This window comes from Pseudomonas sp. NPDC089408 (assembly GCF_044749445.1).
Classification (GTDB): Bacteria; Pseudomonadota; Gammaproteobacteria; order Pseudomonadales; family Pseudomonadaceae; genus Aquipseudomonas.
This window is the reverse complement of the sequence record NZ_JBIVHY010000007.1, coordinates 233747-252029: the sequence shown is the minus strand read 5'-3', so window position 1 is coordinate 252029 and position 18283 is coordinate 233747. Positions and strand designations below refer to the sequence as shown.

Annotated in this window: 32 protein-coding genes; 18 read left to right on the top strand and 14 right to left on the bottom strand. The window is 60.6% G+C overall.

Going from position 1 to position 18283, the window contains the following annotated elements:
- Positions 1-99 precede the first annotated feature (99 nt).
- From ACIP02_RS14405 to ACIP02_RS14390, 4 genes are all read right to left on the bottom strand, one after another.
- On the bottom strand, positions 100-1230 hold the full coding sequence (locus tag ACIP02_RS14405) for a hypothetical protein (protein WP_400617469.1): 1131 nt from the start codon (positions 1228-1230) through the stop codon (positions 100-102).
- A gap of 12 nt (positions 1231-1242) precedes the next feature.
- Positions 1243-1476, bottom strand: coding sequence for a hypothetical protein (locus ACIP02_RS14400; RefSeq protein WP_041925462.1), 234 nt, complete (start codon positions 1474-1476; stop codon positions 1243-1245).
- Positions 1457-2167: an HNH endonuclease signature motif containing protein gene (locus ACIP02_RS14395; RefSeq protein ID WP_324725265.1), complete on the bottom strand. Its 711-nt coding sequence runs from the start codon at positions 2165-2167 to the stop codon at positions 1457-1459. Before ACIP02_RS14395 ends, ACIP02_RS14400 begins: the two co-directional genes overlap by 20 nt.
- 67 nt (positions 2168-2234) lie before the next feature.
- On the bottom strand, positions 2235-2831 hold the full coding sequence (locus tag ACIP02_RS14390; RefSeq protein WP_400617468.1) for a hypothetical protein: 597 nt from the start codon (positions 2829-2831) through the stop codon (positions 2235-2237).
- 117 nt (positions 2832-2948) lie between these two features.
- On the opposite strand from ACIP02_RS14390, the gene ACIP02_RS14385 reads away from it, so the two are divergent.
- Positions 2949-3263: a hypothetical protein gene (locus ACIP02_RS14385; RefSeq protein ID WP_400617467.1), complete on the top strand. Its 315-nt coding sequence runs from the start codon at positions 2949-2951 to the stop codon at positions 3261-3263.
- Here ACIP02_RS14385 and ACIP02_RS14380 read toward each other — a convergent pair whose 3' ends face one another.
- The 10 genes from ACIP02_RS14380 to ACIP02_RS14335 all read right to left on the bottom strand — a co-directional run bounded on the left by ACIP02_RS14380 (position 3264) and on the right by ACIP02_RS14335 (position 10187).
- Positions 3264-3779 (bottom strand): hypothetical protein, encoded by a 516-nt coding sequence (locus ACIP02_RS14380; RefSeq protein WP_400617466.1) that lies wholly within the window; start codon positions 3777-3779, stop codon positions 3264-3266.
- Positions 3780-4029: 250 nt separating this feature from the next.
- The gene (locus tag ACIP02_RS14375) at positions 4030-4536 is read right to left on the bottom strand and encodes a hypothetical protein (RefSeq protein ID WP_400617465.1); all 507 of its coding nucleotides are present in this window, start codon (positions 4534-4536) and stop codon (positions 4030-4032) included.
- Positions 4533-5300 (bottom strand): lambda exonuclease family protein, encoded by a 768-nt coding sequence (locus tag ACIP02_RS14370; protein WP_400617464.1) that lies wholly within the window; start codon positions 5298-5300, stop codon positions 4533-4535. The genes ACIP02_RS14375 and ACIP02_RS14370 overlap by 4 nt, the downstream gene beginning before the upstream one ends.
- Positions 5297-6223, bottom strand: coding sequence for a recombinase RecT (locus tag ACIP02_RS14365; RefSeq protein ID WP_400617463.1), 927 nt, complete (start codon positions 6221-6223; stop codon positions 5297-5299). Before ACIP02_RS14365 ends, ACIP02_RS14370 begins: the two co-directional genes overlap by 4 nt.
- Positions 6224-6493: 270 nt before the next feature.
- The gene (locus tag ACIP02_RS14360) at positions 6494-6664 is read right to left on the bottom strand and encodes a hypothetical protein (protein ID WP_400617462.1); all 171 of its coding nucleotides are present in this window, start codon (positions 6662-6664) and stop codon (positions 6494-6496) included.
- On the bottom strand, positions 6661-6897 hold the full coding sequence (locus tag ACIP02_RS14355) for a hypothetical protein (protein ID WP_400617461.1): 237 nt from the start codon (positions 6895-6897) through the stop codon (positions 6661-6663). The genes ACIP02_RS14360 and ACIP02_RS14355 overlap by 4 nt, the downstream gene beginning before the upstream one ends.
- Positions 6894-7217, bottom strand: coding sequence for a hypothetical protein (locus ACIP02_RS14350; RefSeq protein ID WP_400617460.1), 324 nt, complete (start codon positions 7215-7217; stop codon positions 6894-6896). Before ACIP02_RS14350 ends, ACIP02_RS14355 begins: the two co-directional genes overlap by 4 nt.
- 479 nt (positions 7218-7696) lie before the next feature.
- Positions 7697-8239: a hypothetical protein gene (locus tag ACIP02_RS14345; protein ID WP_400617459.1), complete on the bottom strand. Its 543-nt coding sequence runs from the start codon at positions 8237-8239 to the stop codon at positions 7697-7699.
- A gap of 703 nt (positions 8240-8942) precedes the next feature.
- Positions 8943-9449, bottom strand: coding sequence for a hypothetical protein (locus tag ACIP02_RS14340; RefSeq protein WP_400617458.1), 507 nt, complete (start codon positions 9447-9449; stop codon positions 8943-8945).
- Between the two features lie 54 nt (positions 9450-9503).
- A complete protein-coding gene (locus tag ACIP02_RS14335) occupies positions 9504-10187 on the bottom strand; it encodes a LexA family protein (protein WP_400617457.1) in 684 nt (227 codons plus the stop codon).
- Between the two features lie 99 nt (positions 10188-10286).
- Between ACIP02_RS14335 and ACIP02_RS14330 the strand changes: the two genes are divergently transcribed.
- From ACIP02_RS14330 to ACIP02_RS14250, 17 genes are all read left to right on the top strand, one after another.
- Positions 10287-10511: a hypothetical protein gene (locus ACIP02_RS14330; RefSeq protein WP_070572872.1), complete on the top strand. Its 225-nt coding sequence runs from the start codon at positions 10287-10289 to the stop codon at positions 10509-10511.
- A gap of 27 nt (positions 10512-10538) precedes the next feature.
- A complete protein-coding gene (locus ACIP02_RS14325; protein ID WP_400617456.1) occupies positions 10539-10730 on the top strand; it encodes a hypothetical protein in 192 nt (63 codons plus the stop codon).
- A 333-nt stretch (positions 10731-11063) separates the two neighbouring features.
- Positions 11064-11867 (top strand): Rha family transcriptional regulator, encoded by an 804-nt coding sequence (locus ACIP02_RS14320; RefSeq protein WP_400617455.1) that lies wholly within the window; start codon positions 11064-11066, stop codon positions 11865-11867.
- Complete coding sequence (locus ACIP02_RS14315; RefSeq protein ID WP_400617454.1) at positions 11867-12628, top strand: DnaT-like ssDNA-binding domain-containing protein; 762 nt, start codon at positions 11867-11869, stop codon at positions 12626-12628. The genes ACIP02_RS14320 and ACIP02_RS14315 overlap by 1 nt, the downstream gene beginning before the upstream one ends.
- Entirely contained in the window at positions 12625-13350 is a 726-nt protein-coding gene (locus tag ACIP02_RS14310; protein ID WP_400617453.1) for a replication protein P, read from the top strand. The genes ACIP02_RS14315 and ACIP02_RS14310 overlap by 4 nt, the downstream gene beginning before the upstream one ends.
- A gap of 2 nt (positions 13351-13352) precedes the next feature.
- Entirely contained in the window at positions 13353-13715 is a 363-nt protein-coding gene (locus ACIP02_RS14305) for a hypothetical protein (protein ID WP_400617452.1), read from the top strand.
- Positions 13715-13954 (top strand): hypothetical protein, encoded by a 240-nt coding sequence (locus ACIP02_RS14300; protein WP_400617451.1) that lies wholly within the window; start codon positions 13715-13717, stop codon positions 13952-13954. Before ACIP02_RS14305 ends, ACIP02_RS14300 begins: the two co-directional genes overlap by 1 nt.
- Positions 13954-14298, top strand: a complete 345-nt coding sequence (locus tag ACIP02_RS14295; protein ID WP_400617450.1) for a hypothetical protein — start codon at positions 13954-13956, stop codon at positions 14296-14298. The genes ACIP02_RS14300 and ACIP02_RS14295 overlap by 1 nt, the downstream gene beginning before the upstream one ends.
- On the top strand, positions 14295-14675 hold the full coding sequence (locus ACIP02_RS14290; RefSeq protein WP_400617449.1) for a hypothetical protein: 381 nt from the start codon (positions 14295-14297) through the stop codon (positions 14673-14675). Before ACIP02_RS14295 ends, ACIP02_RS14290 begins: the two co-directional genes overlap by 4 nt.
- Complete coding sequence (locus tag ACIP02_RS14285; protein WP_161775559.1) at positions 14672-14839, top strand: hypothetical protein; 168 nt, start codon at positions 14672-14674, stop codon at positions 14837-14839. The genes ACIP02_RS14290 and ACIP02_RS14285 overlap by 4 nt, the downstream gene beginning before the upstream one ends.
- Positions 14832-15248, top strand: coding sequence for a recombination protein NinB (locus tag ACIP02_RS14280; protein ID WP_024717838.1), 417 nt, complete (start codon positions 14832-14834; stop codon positions 15246-15248). The genes ACIP02_RS14285 and ACIP02_RS14280 overlap by 8 nt, the downstream gene beginning before the upstream one ends.
- Entirely contained in the window at positions 15249-15551 is a 303-nt protein-coding gene (locus ACIP02_RS14275) for a nuclease domain-containing protein (protein WP_024717839.1), read from the top strand. It abuts the gene before it with no gap.
- Positions 15548-15907, top strand: coding sequence for an endodeoxyribonuclease RusA (locus ACIP02_RS14270; RefSeq protein ID WP_400617448.1), 360 nt, complete (start codon positions 15548-15550; stop codon positions 15905-15907). Before ACIP02_RS14275 ends, ACIP02_RS14270 begins: the two co-directional genes overlap by 4 nt.
- The gene (locus ACIP02_RS14265; RefSeq protein WP_400617447.1) at positions 15904-16053 is read left to right on the top strand and encodes a hypothetical protein; all 150 of its coding nucleotides are present in this window, start codon (positions 15904-15906) and stop codon (positions 16051-16053) included. The genes ACIP02_RS14270 and ACIP02_RS14265 overlap by 4 nt, the downstream gene beginning before the upstream one ends.
- Positions 16044-16634 carry a hypothetical protein gene (locus ACIP02_RS14260; RefSeq protein WP_061202712.1) on the top strand — a complete coding sequence of 197 codons (591 nt, stop codon included), beginning with the start codon at positions 16044-16046 and terminating at the stop codon, positions 16632-16634. The genes ACIP02_RS14265 and ACIP02_RS14260 overlap by 10 nt, the downstream gene beginning before the upstream one ends.
- Positions 16635-17121: 487 nt before the next feature.
- Positions 17122-17454, top strand: a complete 333-nt coding sequence (locus tag ACIP02_RS14255) for a phage holin, lambda family (protein ID WP_114942248.1) — start codon at positions 17122-17124, stop codon at positions 17452-17454.
- A gap of 210 nt (positions 17455-17664) precedes the next feature.
- The gene (locus ACIP02_RS14250) at positions 17665-18273 is read left to right on the top strand and encodes a putative metallopeptidase (RefSeq protein ID WP_400617446.1); all 609 of its coding nucleotides are present in this window, start codon (positions 17665-17667) and stop codon (positions 18271-18273) included.
- Positions 18274-18283 lie beyond the last annotated feature (10 nt).

The following is an 18283-nucleotide window of genomic DNA, read 5'->3' as shown; positions in this document are numbered from 1 at the left end:
CTCTTTTCTTGGGCATAGCGCTTCCTTGGCCGCTATATCGCGGCAGTGAATAGAGGGGAGAGGGGTTACAGCGAAAGGAGTACAGATGTACTCCTATGGTCAGGAAGGCTTGCGCTCTAGGGCGGTGCGGGCTTGCTCTAATTTCCTCAGCCCCTGGTGGACCGGGCAAGGGCCAGCAGCCCAAAGTCCGTTATATCCTTTTGGTGGGCAGCAGCAGCCTTCAGGGCGCTCGTCGATCTCAACTGGCGCGCTAGGTTTCGCGCAAGCTACGCACCTGGATACGACATCAAGGCCACATGAGTGAGTGGCTTGCTCGATCGGCTCTGCGCTGGGCTTACTAGGCGAGCACAGGCACTGGCCGTCCTGCACACAAGCACAATCAGGGCAGTCAGGTATGCGGAAAGGTCGAGGCTCTGCGCTGGCTGATAGGGCTACGTCGATTTCACTTAGTAGGCTGGTGTACAGCAGCTGATTAGCGGCGCAGTCGGCATTATTTGCCGAATCCTGCACGCACCCACGAGAATCACGCAGCAGCGATTCCTGCTCGGCCAGCTGAGCGCGCAAATTTTCTATCTCCGCCTCTTGCTCCCGCAAACCCCGCCACTTGAGGTCATTGTTTTTGACAATCTCCAACTCGTCGCGCAGCCGCTCAACCTCGGCAGGGTCGGCTGGCGCTGGGTGGGTGTAGACCTGCGCGCTGCCGTCCTCGCTGCACAGGTCAGGAGCATTCTCAGCGACCAACAAAGTCATTCCCGCGAACAATTCGGCGGTACCGCCCTCGAGCAGCCAGTCCGGCTCAAGGCCACCATCGCCGTCATCGACCAGTGTGGCCACTGCGGTGAGCATGATCGGCTTGCCCTGGTGCTGCTGGGCTGGCGCGCTGCCCGTCATCGGCCCCAGGCCAACCACAGGCAGCCCCATCGCAGCCGCATCCCTCTCTGCCTCTTCTTTGGTCCACCAGAAGGCAGTACCAACCATCCAGGCTATTGGCTCGGGGTGGGGCTGCGGGGCTGGCGCCTGCCCAGCGATCTGCGCGACTCCAATCCGCAGGTGCTGACGAGCTTGGGCGTGTGCCATTTCGTGGGGCGTGGCTTCGCGAACCGAGTAGGGCAGGCCGCCATCAACTTTCCTGAACACCCAGCCGTAATGGCTGAGGTTCTTGTCCATCTGGATCAGGTGCAGGCCGTCGTCGCAGGCTATCCAGCCGTGGGCGTCGTTGTTCTGTGGCATGGGTAACTCCTGTTAACGTGCGCCAGGCGAAGGCAGTGAGCGCTCTGATTCAATGAACCCGGTGGACGAAGCATCGGCCCCAGTAGCGACGATGAAGGCAACCTCCACCTTGGCCGAGTCGACCAGCACCTTCCCGACGTCAGCAATCGCCTTGGCACGGTCGATGTCCATGGGGTTATCCCGATCCTGAAGCGCTTCCAGGGTGGCAAAGAGGTGATTACGGAGGTCAGTCATCTTGTTTTTCACTGGTAGCCTCGCTGATAGCTCGCTTGAGCTTGCTGAGTTGGCGGATGGTCGACTTGAGCTCAGGCGGATACCGGTGGATGGTATTGCGGCGCATGTTCTCGGCGCGGCTGACCAGTTCCAAGTTATCGAGCTCAATGTTTTTTGGGTTGCGATCCTTGAACACCACCAGGTGGCCTGGCGGGATCTCGCCATGGGCTTCTTCCCACAGCAGGGAATGCACCGACTTCCAGCGGCGATACGATGGGCCGTCATCGCATACTTTCCGCTGCCGTATGCCGTCCTCGGTGACCCGCTCCGTTCCTACTGGCTGCCAAGTGTGAGGCTTGTTGCCCTTTCGGAACTGGGTGGCCTCGCCTCCAATCTGCAGACCCTTCAGGCCCTTGTTCCACGGTTCCTGGCCGGGCCTGAACCGATATTCGATTCCAGGGTTGTCATCCCGTCGCAGGCGGCATGCATGCTCGCTGGCGAGATACTCGGCGCTTCGAGCAAGCCCCAAGGCATGAGCCTTGTTGTATATGGCGTGGTCGGGGCGATTGAATGTGCGGACCAGGTCCGGCATTGGGGTGTCGGGGTACAGCGCCCGGAGCCTGGCCACCTCCGCGTCGGTCCAGAATCTACGCGACGGCTCGGGCAAGGCCTTCACAAGCCGGCGCCTTGCGTCTAGCAAGGCCTGCAGGGCGATTGGGTTCATGGTTGATCCTCGCCGGGGAGGCGTTATCGTTGAATAGGGGAAGGCGCTGGCGGGCAGCGCGGGAGGGTCAGGCCGTAACGCGCTCGCCGATGACCTTGGTGCTGAAGGTGACCTCGTAGTTGAGGGTCAGCTCGAACTGGCCGTCGCACACGTCGCAGGACATCGTCTTGTCGCCGTAGTCCTCGGTTTCGATGTGGATGACAGAAGCGCAATGCGGGCACTTGCACTCGTCCTGATACTCGAAGTCCGATGCGTCGAACTCCGCTTCAGCGAACTTGGCCAGGGCCTCTGCCTTGGCAGCGGCATCGATACGCTCTTGGCAAGGCTTGCAGGTGAACCCATCTCGAGTACCCCAAGGGGTGTCCGTCAACTGAGAACGGTGGGTTCCACAGCAGCTGCAGACGTTGTGCTTTTCGCAGACGATGTAGCTCCACTTGCCTGTCTCGCCGTTACACTTGTTGCAGCCTGATACCCAGTACCACGCGCCGTCGATGCGCTCGGCGTACAGGCCCTTCTCAGGCGGCTCAAGTTTCACTTCCGGCAGGCCGTTGCGGTGGGGCCGGTCGTGATTCATGCAGTTCCAGATGTTGGTGTGCCCGGAGCGGGTGCGCTCGGTCCATTCTCCGGGGATCTCTGCGATGAGGATCTTGGTGTGCTTGTCCATGGCTTTCTCCATGCATGCGCCGCCCTCCGTGGCCGGATGCGGCATGGTGGCAATTTGGTTTGGGATGGGGTATTACGGGTGACCGGCATGTGGCCGGTCTACAGAGCGGAGTCAGGTATGTCGGTCAAAATCAACCGAAGCGGTTTAGACAAGCTGATGAAAAATGCAAAGGAGCTTCAAGCCACTAAGCAGGTGAAGCTTGTGGATTTGATGAATCCGTCTTTCATGGCTGCCCACAGCAAGTTCGAAGATCTCGATGCGCTGTTCGCAGCATCCGGATTCAAAGTCGATTCCGCTGAAGATTTCGCCGCTATCCCTGACGATGAATGGGACGCCTTCATATCGGAAAACACCGACTTCGATAACTGGCTGGAAATGCAGAAGGCCGCGCATGCAGAATTCGCCAGGTCCATTCTAAACAAAGGGCTTTGATCAAAAAACAGGCCTGATTACCTCGTCCCCCGGGTCCTGCTGAATCATCAGCATGCTCTTCCGGTCAAAGGCTAGGGCCAGACGCGGCGAGATGCTGATCTCGTGACGTGGCGGGGTGAGAAACTTCGCCGCGTGCCGCCGGCCTAGGGCGTGGATGCCGTGAATCAGCGCCTCGATCATCTGGCTGTACGAGGCGTCTGCCCAGCCGCAGATCGCCCGCAGGTGCTGGCCGGTCCGCTTCCTGGCCGACAGCCGCAGCGGCTCAGTCCGCGCCACAGATCGGTGAGCCTCGATTTCGTGGCGCGCGATCCTGAACAGTGCGTGATGCCCCAGCGCCTCGATGTGATGAATCATCAGCGTCATCGCCTCGCCCTGTTCCTCGATCCCAGCCCACTCCATCAGCTCCAGCAGGGCCTGTTTAGTCCCTGGTCGAACCTTCAAGCGCAGGTCTTCTTCCTGCAGGCGCTCGGCCTTCTCGCGCCGGCGCCGGTCGCGCTCTGCCTGGTCCATCGCCATACGGCACCTCCTTCAATCCGCTGGGCGGTAGGTTGAATTGCTCACGCCGCCTGTGCAGCTGTAGCGATCGGGTGATTCTTCGGTTCATCGGTAAGCTCTATATCGCAGTCGTGCCAGCCCCCGAGCCACCAGGCGCTATCGACTGTCATTTCGGGGTATGGCTGGGAGGCTCGGCACCGGCCAGCGGCTCGGGCGGTGCGGCCCTGGTAGTACGGAAGGGGGAAGACTTGCTTTCTTCTGCTTTGCATGGCTACCTCCTGGGTCGTTTGCGCGGGAAGTCGATGTCGAACTTCTCAACGATGCGATTCAAGGTGGAATGGCCGATCTCGAGCTTGAGGGCGGCGGCGTACCTCGACACTCCAATATCACGAAGGGCTCGAATGCGCTCGGCCAGCCTGGCATCGCGATCCTCTGTTTCTGGCGTTTCCGTGTGCTTGCCACGATTGCCTGGGAGGAACTTGAAGCCGTAGCGCTTGGCCATGTCCCACAGTGATGACTGGGACACATTCAGCTCTAGACTGGCCTCTCGGCAGGTCATGGTTTCGGCCATCTTCGCCACCAGATCTGCGCGGGCCATGGCCATTTCCTGGCGCGTGCCGTTCTGGACGGGCGGTGGGCCCTTGCGCCTTTTACGGCAGGGCTCCGGGTGTTTGCGTTGCGGCAGCGGCTGGTAGGTGAAGCCCTCCAGCACTACAAGCTGACCGCCAGAGGCGAAGAAGGCCGCTTTGGCGGCCTCCAGGTCGATTGATGGATTCATGCTGCCTTGCTCCTGAGCTTCGCCTCGAAGTCGTCCACCAGCAGCTTGAACTGCCAGAGATCAGCTTCAAGTTGCTCGATGTAGTCGTCGTCGCGCTTGAATTCAGCCCACCAGAGCTGGCGGCCAACAGCCTCCAGGGCCGGGCAGTACATTCCGACGTGCCAGAATTTTCGGCCGGTGATCCACATGCAGCCCTGGACCTGATCCATGATCCCGCTGGCGTCGTTGTCGATGTGGAAGGCGCGGAGCTTGTCGGGAGCGATGAAACACTTGTACTCGCTGCCACCGTCCTCGCCGATCAGGCCGTCAGCACTGGCGCCGAACGCGCCGTCGTCGGTGGTGACGAACCCGGCGCGCTGAACGATCAGGCCGGTCTGCATCTCATGCTCCATCCGGGCCATGGGCTCCAGCTCGTGCCCGCGCTTCATCTGCCAGGTCTCGAAGCCGTTATCCAGCGCCTCACCGGCTATCCGCTCAACTGCCAGGTTGAAGGCGTAGTTCAGGGCTGCCTCGGCTGGCTGGCCGACTGGTTTGCCCTCCAGAGCGCGCTGTATCGACTCGGCGCGCGGTGCTGTCTTGTAGCCTGCAGCCGCTCGGGCCTCGGCCTCGGTTGAGCCAGACAGCATGGCTGTCACGTACGCCTGCTGCTTTTCGTCCAAGCTGCCAGTGCGCGACCTGGCCACGCCAAACATGCTGGCAGTAATGCAGCCGGCACGCGCGCGGTGCCACTCGGCGCTGCCTTGTTCGCATTCGATGAGGATCATTGTGCTTCACCCTCCAAAGTTGCGGGTTCGAGTTCAAGCAGTTCGGCGCGGCGTTTCTCCACCTGCGTCTTGAACTGGCTGTACGCGGCCATGTCCTTGGCAGCTTTGATATCTGCCAGGCCGGCCTGCCAGATCTGCTGCAGCGCGTCGACCGACTGGCACGATACGGCCTGGTCGATCCAGCGCCGCGCAAGATCGGCATCGGCCTGGGGCTTGCCGTTGATTTGCTGCAGGCCTTCGTTACCCTCCGTGTTGAGGTAGTGGATGGCTTCTTCCAGGCGCTCGGTCTTTGGCCAATATTTGTAAGCCCGCTTCACGCAGGTCTTCTTGGCCATCTCGCCCCAGTCGGTCACCCACGGGCAGGACTTCTGCTTCGAAATCCAGGCCTTCCAGGCGCTGGACCGGTCACGTATCGCATTGACCTCGTCCACGCTCATGGTCTCGGTCAGGTAGTCGCCATCGGCGGTTTTGACCACCACGTAGACGCCGATCACCTCGCCGCGATCTTTGGAGAACGGGTTGTAGGAGTGAGTCGGTGGCTTGTCGAAGCCGTTGAGCGCGAAATTGTCGCTTGTGTAGACGAGTTCCGACTGGGCCCAGCGGATGGCGCCGGTGTTCATGGCCAAGTCCATGAGGCCGATGTAGCTGATGTCGAGGCAGATCTTCCCGTCCCGCGGCACCAGGTAGGCCTGCTTCTTTGCCGGGTTGAGGCTGATGCCGATGGCGGCGATGTTGGTAACCGCGTTGACCACCGACTGTCGGTTCTGCACGGCCAGCTTCATGGAGTAGTCGTTGGCGGTGATTGTCTGAATTGCGAATTCGGCCTCGCGCTCGAAGTTTAGCGAGCGGTCGGTCAGCACCGAGGCGAAGGAGTCGCGGGTGCCGTAAATGTCCTGGGAGATTGTGGCAACGGCGTTGCTCATGATCGCCTCCGGTTGAGGTTTAGGTTGATGCCAGGTCACCCAGGCACGGAGGTACGCTCCAGGCCCTGGCTGCGGTGGATGATTGCGCGCTCTCGACCGCTTACGCTCCCGAATGGGTACGGTTATCCCGAGGGGCCGCCGTGCTCGGCTACGTGATTCAAGAAGTGATGCTGCCAGCCAGAGCACTGGCCAGCATGAAGGCGGTACAGGCAAAGAGGGCAGAGAAGGAGCCCCGCCATATGACCAGGCGTCGGGCGCGCTGGTAGCGGGTCATTGGGCCGGCCTCACGGCTATCTGTCCGGCCTTGAGCGCAGCTACGATCTCTGGCGGCAGCTGCTGCACTGGAAGGTCGCGCGGCACGCCTGCACCAATGATCGCCAGGCTGCGCTCGATCTGCTCGAGCTGTTCGTCAATCAAGGACTTCACGGGCGGGGTTGTCATGATGCCTCCTGCTTGCGGTAGACGTCAGCCCAGGCCTGATGGGCTCTATTGATTATCCGGTTCAAGCGTTCGACGTAGTTGCGCTGATCCATGATATCAATCGCACCAGTTAGGCCGGCCAGATCAATAGCCATTGCTAATTCGCCGCGCAGTGTGTCGTTGTACCCTGCGCAGATGGCCTCAAATCTTGAATTTATGATGTTCACCACATCCTGCCTGGTCTTCTTGTTCATGCCGCCTCCCAGCTGCTATGGCGAATATCGTCATACCTGTCTTCAGCTTCGGCAGCGGCCTTGTCTTCCAGGTACTCCCAAAGAATCTCTTCGATTTCCTCGGCGTACATTTCAGCAGCCGCAGCGCAGCCGTTCTTGCCAAGGTCAACTGGATTTCCTTCGTCGTCATAGGTGTTACCCGAGACAACTTCAAACTCCATTTCGCGGTAGCCGTAGAAGTCGTCCGGACTTGCCCAGCTATTCGGATTGCCTTTCACGGAATTGGAGTAGGTGATTTCGCACTGGAGGACGTATTCCTCCACGATTACTTCGTAGGCCATGGTCGCCTCCAGGTGGTGGGTTACTCGGTGAAAGTGGCAAGCTGAAGCGCTTTCATGCGCACAGCTTTGCGCGCCTTCCGCTGTATGCGGGCTTCAAAGCGACTCTGCTTTTTGAGGAGCTGTGGGCTTTTCGAATACATGGCTTTATCCAGATGGTTGTGCGACCGCATTGGCCAGACGCCAGGCGCGGGTGACCAAACCCACCGTGAAAGGTGGCCTGGCGCCTGCCTAATGCGGTCGAAGTGAAGGGAAAGGGGATGCGGGATGCATCGGGGTGTGATCTGGCCGGTGCTGATCCCCGGCATTCCTAGCGTCATCGTTAGCTTCGGATGCAAGGCGGAGTTGAACCGCCCTCGTCGTTGCGTTCGCAAGCACCTTAGACCCGCTCGCAGCGCATCAGCCTGCGCATTCAGATCACACTCCGATGCAGCCTGCGATGGGGAGCAGGGCATCGGGCCGTCTTTCCGGCTGTCAGGGAATCAATAGGGCTTTTCGACTTTGCCCTGGTCCTGCAGGCTCCGGACCTTGAAGAGGTCGTTGAGCAGGGAGTCCATCTGGTTGGCCATCTGCTTGCGCAGGCCGTCTTTAAGGGCGCCGGTAACGTTGGTCACGCTTTGCTGCATTTCCTTGCTGAAGTCTTCAGCGCAGATCTTGGTCATCAGCCACTGCGCCCGTGTAACCGAGTTGTAATCGCTGGTGGCTGGCTTTCCATCGCCAGGGTTGACCTTGCCGTTCCAGTAGGCAGTAACCGTCTTCTCCAGTTCCTTGCGCAGAGTGGTGGACGGGCCTTCTTGGTCGCCCCACTGATTAACACGGCGGTATTCACGCTCGAACGAACCGTTGATGGTCTCGTCGATTGCCTTCTGGATTTGCGCGGTCACGCGCTCATCGAAGATTTTGTCGATGCGCTTCTTCACCTCTTTCGCGACCAGGTCGGATAGGTCTTCGTCCTCGCGAAGGAGCTGATCGGTGACCTGGGCCACGATTGCGGTTTTCAGTGCTTCTTCGTTGATGTTCAGCATTCCCGTGCCCTCCAGGGCGGTTGATTTCCCGGATGCCACTCATGGAATGGCACCTGGTGAAATCCCGGCCTCGCTACTGGCGACAGGCCGGGTTATTGCATCAGCGGTGATCGCTCGAGCTCAGCCGCCGACGGCCCTGCTCTCAGTTGGGTTGGCCTTGAGCTTCCCTATCACCTCGCGTCGTTCGGCCTCGGCGGGGTGGTCATGGGGTCAGGTGTTCGCTACACGACTGTCAACTGCAGCTCTGCGGCCCGTTGGGTGGGCAGTCCGTCGTGGGTTGCCGGTCCGTGTTCCGGCTGGGCTTGCTACTTCATTGGCTGGTTCCTCCTGTGGTGTTTGTTCCTCCCCATGCGCGTCGCCGCGGCTATTCCCACCTGGCCGGGTCACACATTTCGTGTTCGGTGTTCTTCCCGGCTGGCTTGCATGGTTTGGCGTCCTCCCATGAGGGGAGTCCGGCAGCTATCCAGAGGCTGCATGGACGACGGTTTAGCTTTCTCACCACCGGGTTGTCCGGTACGTCGTTGGGTCACGTCTGGTTGTGTAAAGAGCGGTGAGGCTTGAGGGCCTCCCGAGGGGCTGTGTAGCGCCGCCCGGTGATGTGAACATTAGGCATTCCTTCTTTTCTCGTCAATAGGCATTCCTAACTTTTTTCGCGCAGGAACAAAAAAGCCCGCGCGGGGCGGGCTTCAGGCGGCGGATTTTTTTACTTCGAGAATTTAACCTCGGTGGCCAGAGCCTGCTTTGCGGCCTGGTAATCAGACTTTGCACGATGATCAGGAATTCGGTATGGGCTCATCGAGGAAAGATAGGCGGACCACTTGGCGTAAAGATCCTTGCTCAGCTCCAGTTGCTTGGGCGGCACTTTGGACGCTTTCAGCCGAGTTACAGCCTCATTGCCCTGGGCGTGGGCGAATTTCACGCACTCCATGAATGAGTTGCTGTACTCGGTTTGCAGGTCGCGCAGACCATATCGAACAGCATCGCGCGCCAGCATTACCTCCAGATCGCACTGGAATGCCGGCATATCGAGCTGGCTGGCAAAGTTGGCCGCCTCTGGCGATTCCTTGTCATAGGTGTAGGGGCGCGGCTTGAAAACGTGGGGCTCTTTCTTGGCTGGCGCTGCGGCATATCCGCCGGAGCCAGGCTGAACCGGAGCACAGCCAGTCAGAAAGGTTGCAGTAATGATAAATGCTGCCAGGGTGTTTCGCATGACTCTCTCCTTGAGGAAAGGCGTCATGCTATCACTAGGTGTAGCTTGATCGACCTAAAGGAAGATCGACTTCGGCATTTTCCCGTCGACGACTGTCCCTACGATCTCCCAGGTGTCATCTACCGCTCTGGTCGGGTAGGAGCTGTTGAGCGGCTTCAGGTACAACTCGCCCGCGTCGCGTACCAACTGCTTGAAGGTGGCTTCGTTGGTGCTGATCATCCTGGCGACAACGAACTGTCCAGGCCTCGGCTCGATGTCCGGGGCTATCAGGATCAGGAAGCCCTCGGGGAATGAGGGACTACCAGACGAAACAGTCATTGAGTCGCCCATAACCCTGAGCCAGAACGCATCCTCTCCAGCCCATACGTCCGAGGTGTGCTGAGGGCATAGCGCGACGTTACCCATCTCAACCACCTCCCTTGCGGTGCCTGCCTGGACCCAGCTGATTTCTGGGTAGGAAAAGGACCTGGTCGGCTGCAGGGCCGCTTCCACATTGGAGCCCTCGGCCAGGCCTGCAGACTTGCGCATGGGGCCGCGACCGGTGGCCAGCCACTTGGGCGCAACCCCCAGGAATTCGGCAGCTAATAGCAAGTTCTGACCCTCGATGGTCTTGGTCTTGCCTGAAATCCAATCGTTAACGGATGGCGGCTTGATGCCGCACGCCCGCGCCAATGCGGCCTGCGAGATTTTCGGAGGCCCGGCCATGATCTGCCGAAGTCGTTCTTGAAGTGTGCTCATTAGGGGAGCCTAACAGCTGCCATCTAAGGTATTCCTATTGACCTGAATAAAAGGTATGCCTAATATCCCTACCTAAGATTCCAGCCGGAGATACCAGGCATGAACCCCAGCGCAATTATCGAAGCTCTGGGCGGGACATTTCGCGTAGCCGAGCTGTGCGAGGTACGCCCGCCATCGGTGAGCGATTGGAAAAAGCACGGCATTCCTCGTGCCCGAATGATGTTCCTGCGCGTAGCGCGCCCGGACGTCTTCAAGGCCCTGGAGGAAGAAGCCCAGGACGATGCTTCCCAGCCCAGCGCTAGCGCCAAGAAAACCGCTGCTTAACCACTTTCAACCACAAAGGAACCCGCCGTGTCGTACTACGACCCTGAACACCTGCACAACAAGCCCACCAAGGTTCGCTTGGATGAGGCTTCCGACGATCTGCTCTCGGCAATGGCTCGATTCAAGCGCACTCAGAAAGCTGTGCTTGCCAGGGAGATTCTGGAGCGTGGGCTCGACCAGATGATGCAAGAGCTTAACCCGAAGACTGATGTGGCCTGAAGTGGCCGAGGAGGCCCTGTGCCAGAAAGCAAAGAGCTGGGAATCCAGCTCGACGGGAAGGGCAATTCGGATCTGGCGTTTCTAGCCAGGCAGAAGGGCTTAACCCCTGAGCAACTGGCGGCACAAATCATCAATGAGGCTCTCGATCGAATGACGAGAACAGAGCCTGGCCGAAGCAACGTTCGGTCGTTTCGCAAGGGCTTATAAGCCCCTGAGGGACTCATGAGGAACTGCCGTTGAAAACACCAAAACCCAAACCGCAGACGCAAAAAAGCCGGTGGCTAGACCGGCTTCTTGTACTGCATTCGTAACGCTTGTGTGAGGTCATCATATATGCATCAGACCATCCAAAGCAATACCGCAGCCCTCGCGCCACAAAATGCGAACCACGATTTCGTGGCGCGCACGATGTCGTCGCGCGAGATCGCCAGCTTGACTGGCAAGCGTCACGCCAACGTGAAGCGCGACATTGTGGCCATGTTGGCCGAGCTGAAAGCAGATGTACTCAGTTTTGAGCACATCTACTTGGACGGGCAGAACCGCGAGCAGGTCGAGTATTTGCTTGACCGCGAGCACACCGACTGTCTCCTGACCGGCTATAGCGCCGGCCTGCGAATGAAGGTCATTCGCCGCTGGCGTGAGCTGGAAGGCCAGTCTGAGGCACGCCAGGCGGTGATGGCCAACGGCACTAAGGTGATAGGCGAGATCGCCATCATGGAGTGCTTCACGCGCCTGCTGAAGCCCGCTGCGTCCTGCCAAGTGCAGATGCTCGCCAAGATCGCCGAGAGCAACGGGCTCGACCCGAAGTTTCTGCCCAGCTATGCGGTGGATGCGCCGACTGACGCAGCTGGCGGAAGTTCGTTGCCGACCAAAGCGCTGACCACCTTGCTCAAGGACAACGGCATCCGCATGTCGCCCGCGTCGTTCAACAAAGCTCTGCAGCAGGCCGGCGTGCTCAAGGTCATGCAGCGCAAGAACTCGAAGCAGGAGGTGGTCACCTTCTGGGCAATCACTGAGAAGGGGTTGCGCTACGGCAAGAACCTGACCAGCCCCCAATGCCCTCGCGAAACGCAGCCTCACTGGTATGTGGATCGCTTCATTGAGCTCGCCGGCTTGGTCGGCGCAGGACGTTCGTAATGGCCGGAGACTGGATAAAAATGCGCGTTGACCTTCAGACCCATCCGAAAGTTTTCCGCATGGTGTCCGCATTGCGTGCGGACAGGCTGCGGGTGATTGGTGGACTGCATGTCGCCTGGAGCATCTTCGATACCCATTCTGCTGATGGCGTGCTGCATGGGTACACCACAGATGCCATGGATGCGGTAATCGGTTGGCCGGGTTTCACACAGGCAATGATCGACGTTGAATGGGCCGAGCTCGATGAGGGCGGAAGCCTTGTAATGCCTCGCTTTGACGAGCACAACGGGGCCAGTGCAAAGCGCCGCGCCAACGACAGTGAGCGCAAGCGGGCCTCTCGAAAGTCCGATTCTGTCCGCAATCCGTCCGCAAGCAGTGCGGACAAAACGCGGACCAGAGAAGAGAAGAGAAGAGAAGATCAAAACCCTCTCTCTGCGCGGGAGGCTGTCGACCCTCGCATGCCCAGCGAGATGACCCTCGACTGGCAGCCAGGACCGAAGCTCCTGAAAACCTATGCGGTGCACTCAGGCGTAGCGCTTGACCTGTTTACCGAGGAGGCACGTCGCGCATTCACTGCCCACTACGAGCCCCGCGGCCAAGTGAACACCCAGGCCGAATGGGTGCAGATGCTGGTCAAGTGGGTGCTGAACGACCGCAACCGCGCCGCTGCCTCGAACGTGAAGCAGTTCCCGCCACGGCAGAGCAGCGAGCCTGACTTCGACAGCACTGCATGGGCGGAAAACCTGGTGGTGCGCCCATGAAATCAGCAAACCAACTGATGGCTGCGATGGCCAACCGTCCGCCAGAACTGCACGGCGGCCCGGTGGTGGTCTCCCTGGAGACCGCCGAGGTGGTCAACGACCTGTTCCGCCGTCTGCGCGGCATCTTCCCTGCCTGGCGCCAAGCCTGGCCATCCACCGAGGCTCTGGCGGCTGCCAAGGAGGAGTGGATCAAGGAGTTCGCCGCTGAGGGCATCCGCACCATCGAGCAGATCGAGTTCGGCATCGAGAAGTGCCGCAAGCTCAAGAGGCCCTTCGCGCCGAGCGTGGGCGAGTTCATCGCCATGTGCCAGCCGACCCCTGAGGACTTCGGCATGCCGGCACCGGCGGCCGCCTGGGTCGAGGCCCTGCTGGGCGTGTACAGCCATGAGGGCGTGAAGATCGCCGCCGTGGCCACCGGCCTGTTCGACCTGCGCGCCGCCCAGCAGAACGACAAGGGGCTGCAGGCACGTTTCGACCGGGCTTACCAGATCGTGCTGCGCCGGGCCCAGGACGGGCAGCCGCTCGACGGCAAGATCGCCACAGGCATCGGCCACGACAGCCAGAAGAGCGCCGCCGAGCTGGCCGACGAGTACGCCAGCCAACGCCAGGCTCGGTTGCTCGAAGTCCAGCAAATTCCCAGTGGTGCTGCCGCGTGCCGTGCACACCTGCTGGCCAAGTTGAACATCAAGCGCGCCGGGCAGCCGGCCGGGGAGGCGGTGTGAGCATGTCCGATCAACAACTGCTGGAGCTGGCGGCGAAGGCTGCTGGAATCCGCCCGGTCCTCTGCTACGAGGCCGCCCGTAATTGCCTGCGCATTGGTAGCCGCGACTCCTACCGCCTGTGGCGACCGCTCCAAGACGATAGCGATGCGCTCAAGCTGCTTGTGGATCTCAATTTCGAGGTCGAGCGCAACGGTGGAGGCGAAAGGTTCTATGTCGGCCCGTTTGGTGAAGCCAAGTGGATGGAAGACGCTGACGATCACTGGTTCGAAGGCGCTGACGAGCATGAGGTCCGCAGCAAAGCGCTCCGTACCGCGATCGTTCGTGCAGCCAGCGAAATCGGCCAGGCCATGCAGGAGGGCAAGTGATGCAGGTCGCAACCGAGATTTACCTCACTGCCTGCCGCCGTTTCGAGGCGCAGATCGAAGAGTGCGTGGAGCGCATCCTTGGCTGCTCGCTGCTGGAGGGCCTGGAGCGCGAACGCGTGCACACGCATGCCGGACAGGTGTTCGTCGATGGCCGGCAGGCCTGCTACGTCGAGCCGCCACGCCTGAGCGGCACGAATGTGGTGTGGGTATTCCGGGATTTGACCGGGGAGAAGCACTGATGGACACCAACAAGATGCGCGACATCAGCCGCGAGCAGTTCGAGAAATTCGCGCTCAGCTCTGAGGGCGGCTTGTTCGCCGGCCACCTGGCCAAGGGTGAGGATGGCGAGTACCTGAACTATGCGGCGCAGTGTTACTGGTTGTTCTGGTATGCCAGCCGAGAAGCCGTTGCGGCGGAGCTGTGTGCGCCATCGCACTGGGTCGCCGACTACGCGGCCTGTGGCGGCGGCCGGGCCGTGTTCGATGCCGAAAAGGCTACCAAGGTGACCGACCCCATGTGTTCGAAAACCCCTGCTTACACCATCCATGCGCTGGAGAAAGCCGGCCTGAAGGTGGCGCCATGACCATCGACAAAGAGAAGCTGAAGGCGCTGGCTGAGGCTGCGCGCGATTACTCCGGTTCTGACCTTATCGAACACGAAAGCCGTTACAACGCTCTGGCATGCGAGGTTGACCCGGTAACCGTCCTGACCCTGCTCGCGGAGATCGAGCGGCATGAAGCCTGGCGCACCGCATTCCTTGCCGAGCGCGATGCGCAGATGCGTCAGCGTGACCAGCTCAGGGCTGAGAACGAGGCGCTGCGCAAGGCGCTGCTGGAAGCATCCGAGGAAGTGGCTGCCTGGGGCGCTTATGCAAGTGAGTACTTCCAAGAGAAGCACGACCTTGCTGGATGCGTAGCGAAGCTGCATGCGGCGGCCATGGCCAAGGAGGCGGACCAGTGACCCGGGTTCAAGTTGCGTTATTTCTGTGCGTTCTCTACGGGGCCATCGGCGTTGCCGTTGATGGCGCTCTTCGCCCGATGATCATTCTGATGGTCGTCACATGCGGCCCGCTGGCGCTGCACTGGCTGACTAATCCAGCTGGAAAGGAGGCGAGCCATGACTGATTTCGTGATGCACAGCATGGCCGACGCCAATCGTCTCTTCGGCATCCTGCAGGCCCAGGACTTCACCCGCCCCAAGAAGATCGTCATCAAGGACCAGGACCGCAGCGGTGAGCAGAACAAAAAGCTCCATGCCTGCCTGAGCGATATCTCAAAGCAGGTCGAGCATGCCGGCAAGAAGTGGGACGTCCTGATCTGGAAGCGCCTCCTGACTGCCGCCTGGCTGCGTGAGGCGGGCGAACAACCTCAACTGATACCGGCACTTGACGGCAACGGGTTCGACGTCGTGTACGAGCGCACAAGCAAGCTGAGCGTGAAGCAGTGCGCGAGCCTCCTGGAATGGGTCGCAGCGTTTGGGGCTGAACACGGAGTGCGCTGGAGCCAGAAGGATCTGTGGGATGGGAGGTACTGAATGCGCGTCGTATCGAAGAAGGTCCGCGACAGCGCCCGCGGCCAGGACTGCACAGTCAGAATTCCAGGGACTTGTAACTTCGACCCGGCCACCACCGTCCTGGCCCACCTGCCATGCGGCCAGAAGGGCATGGGCATGAAGGGCTTCGACACCGTCGCGGTCTACGCCTGCAGTGCTTGTCATGACGTGCTCGATGGTCGGGGAAAGGGCGAGGTGGACTGGTCCGACATACCTCGCGCAATCGCTGAGACGCATGAGGCCCTGATTCGGGCCGGGATTCTGACCATCAAGGGGGCCGCATGACGGAACTGACACTACCGTGGCCGCCGGCCGCATGCAGCCCGAACGCCCGCGTGCATTGGTCGCGCAAGAGCAAGGCGGCGAAGTCGTACCGGGCAGCCTGCCACCTGCTGGCGAAGCAGGCCGGTATCCAGGCTCCCAAGGGTGAAGCGCTGCTCATGCTCGAGTTCGTTCCGCCAGATCGCCGCCGGCGCGACGACGACAACCTGCTGGCGATGTTCAAGGCGGGCCGTGACGGCCTGGCGGATGCCCTGGGGATCGACGACAACGTGTTCGCCACCCAGATCAGGGTGAGCAAGGAAACGATCAAGGGCGGCGCTGTGCGCGTCCGTATCCAGCCACAGGAGCAAGCAGCATGACACCAGCATGGGGATTCCTGATTTTGGCCACCCTCATGGTGGTGGGTGGTGTGGCGCTGTCCTGGGCGGGTGCAGTGCGCCGCAAGCGCTATGCAGAAGAGTTCCTGGTACGTCGGGCGGAGAAGAGGGCAAGGGCATGCAACTGAACAGCGCACGGCAAGCTTGGCACGATTGCCTTTACACGGCCTGGGATAGCCAGGGCGCCTTCATCGAGAACTTGGGCCTGCTCGGCGCCATGGTCCAGACCACGCAGAAACAGCGCAAGGCGAGCCACGCCGTTCACCAGGCGCTTGCCGGCGGGGTTCAGGCGGCCATCGGCACGCTGTCGGAGCCGCTGCGGGCCTTCGGTAGCTGGATGTACAACCCGGTCGAGAGCGACGATGACCGCGAGCAGGCCGAAGAGCTGGTGTTCGTGGCCGCCTACAACGCCGGGCCGAAGATGTACGCCAAGAAGTTCGAAAAGGCTCGCACGGTTGCTGCTGGAGTGCTGCATCGGTATCGACGCTTGCACCAGGGCGGGCAAAGCGAGGGGATCGACCCTTGCCCAACGCCAGAGGTGTTCCGCGCCTGGCTGCTGGCCATCCATGGACTTGAGCTTTCATCGGAGCAATGGGGGAGGGAATGGGAGGGATTCATCGACGCTTGTTTCGCCGCATGCAGCGACCTTGACCGTGATGCGCTGGTGCCCGTTTCACGGGTGTTGAAAGAGATGAAAATGGCCGCTTGACGAAATGTCCGGCTGGTGACAATATTTCGCCATTCTGACAATTTTGCCTTTGGCAAACGCATCACAAGACCCGGCCATCGCGCCGGGTTTTTTATTGCCCGAAGAGGGCCTCAAGAGTCCCGGCCACGCGCCGGGATTTTTGTTCCAGCAAGAAACGCAACTGCAGCCAGGGCAGGCCCTAACAGGACAGCCTGGACACTGCTAGCCGGTAGTGTGGTGTACGGAAAAACACCGGCAGCCCACGCATCCACTCCCTCACTATGCAGGTGGATGGCGCGAGACTGGACCGGCGAGACTGGTGCATCAGGGTGCCAGCGCTGGAATGGTCTTCGGCGGACAGGTGGGGAAAGACCCACACAAATCATTCAAAGGCCCAGGCATTAGACCTGGGCTTTCTCGTTTTCGGCCCCGCCACACCCATTGCTCCGAGCTGGGAGTGCTGTGTGGGTCGGATCAAACTCGCTCCCCGAAAGGGAGGGGCATTCGGATGTCTAACATGCCAGACAAACCAGACACCTGGGCGATCGCCCTCGCATGGCTGAGCCAGCATTCGCCCCTGCTATACGCGGCCGGTCTGTCCTGCGCCATGGCGGTCCTGCGGATCACCTACGGCGGTGGCTCCCGTCGCCAGATGTTGGTCGAGGGTGCAATCTGCGGAGGCCTGACCCTGACGATCATCAGCGGCCTGGAGTTCTTCGGCCTGCCGCAGAGCATGTCCACGTTCGTAGGTGGGTGGGTCGGCTTCCTCGGTGTCGAGAAGGTGCGCAACATTGCCGACCGCGTCACTGACTTCAAACTGCCGGCCCGCAAGGCTGATTGATCCGCGCCACAAAATCGAGGTGCGCCGTTTCGTGGCGCGAGGGCTGCAGAATGGCGATCGTAAGAGCGAGTGTCTCATGCCGCCATAGGTGGTGGCTCGGGCTCTACTTGGCAGGCGTCGTCGCTTTTGCACGCGCGACCGGATGTCAGCCATGCCCTGATCGGCTCAGCTACTGGATAAAGCGCGGAATCAGGATTGAGGTAAGGCTGAATGGGAAGACCAATTCCACCGGCTGATCTGATTGAGCAGCCTTTCCTCACGCTGCGCCCAGCTCCTGATGTATGGGAGTGGATACAGGCCGAGATCCTCGCTACCACCGGCAGCATCCACAACGAAGAGCACGCCCATCTGATGGATGCGAGCATCGGTGTCATGTGGGCGTCGTCCAGCTTCGCGAAGAAGGGAAGGTCGGTGCTGGGCCAGGCCGAGCATCTGATGATCCGTGCAGGAGGGTGGCAGAAGGCAAGACAAGAGCAGCAGATGCGGGACTGGTTCGGCGAAGAGCCTGAGTTCCTCATCACCCTGGCCGGCGACTACTGCGCCCAGTGCAGCGAAGCCGAGTTCTGCGCTCTGGTAGAGCACGAGCTCTACCACATCGGCCACAAGCTCGATAAGTACGGCGCCCCAGCATTCGGCGATGACGGCATGCCCAAGCTTGAGATGCGCGGCCATGACGTTGAAGAGTTCGTCGGGGTGGTTCGCCGTTATGGGCCGAGCCACGACGTACAGCAGCTGATCGATGCTGCAAGCCGGCCGCCTGAGGTGGCCAAGATCAACATTTCGAGGGCCTGCGGAACCTGTCTACTGAGGTCGGCCTGATTCCAGACAG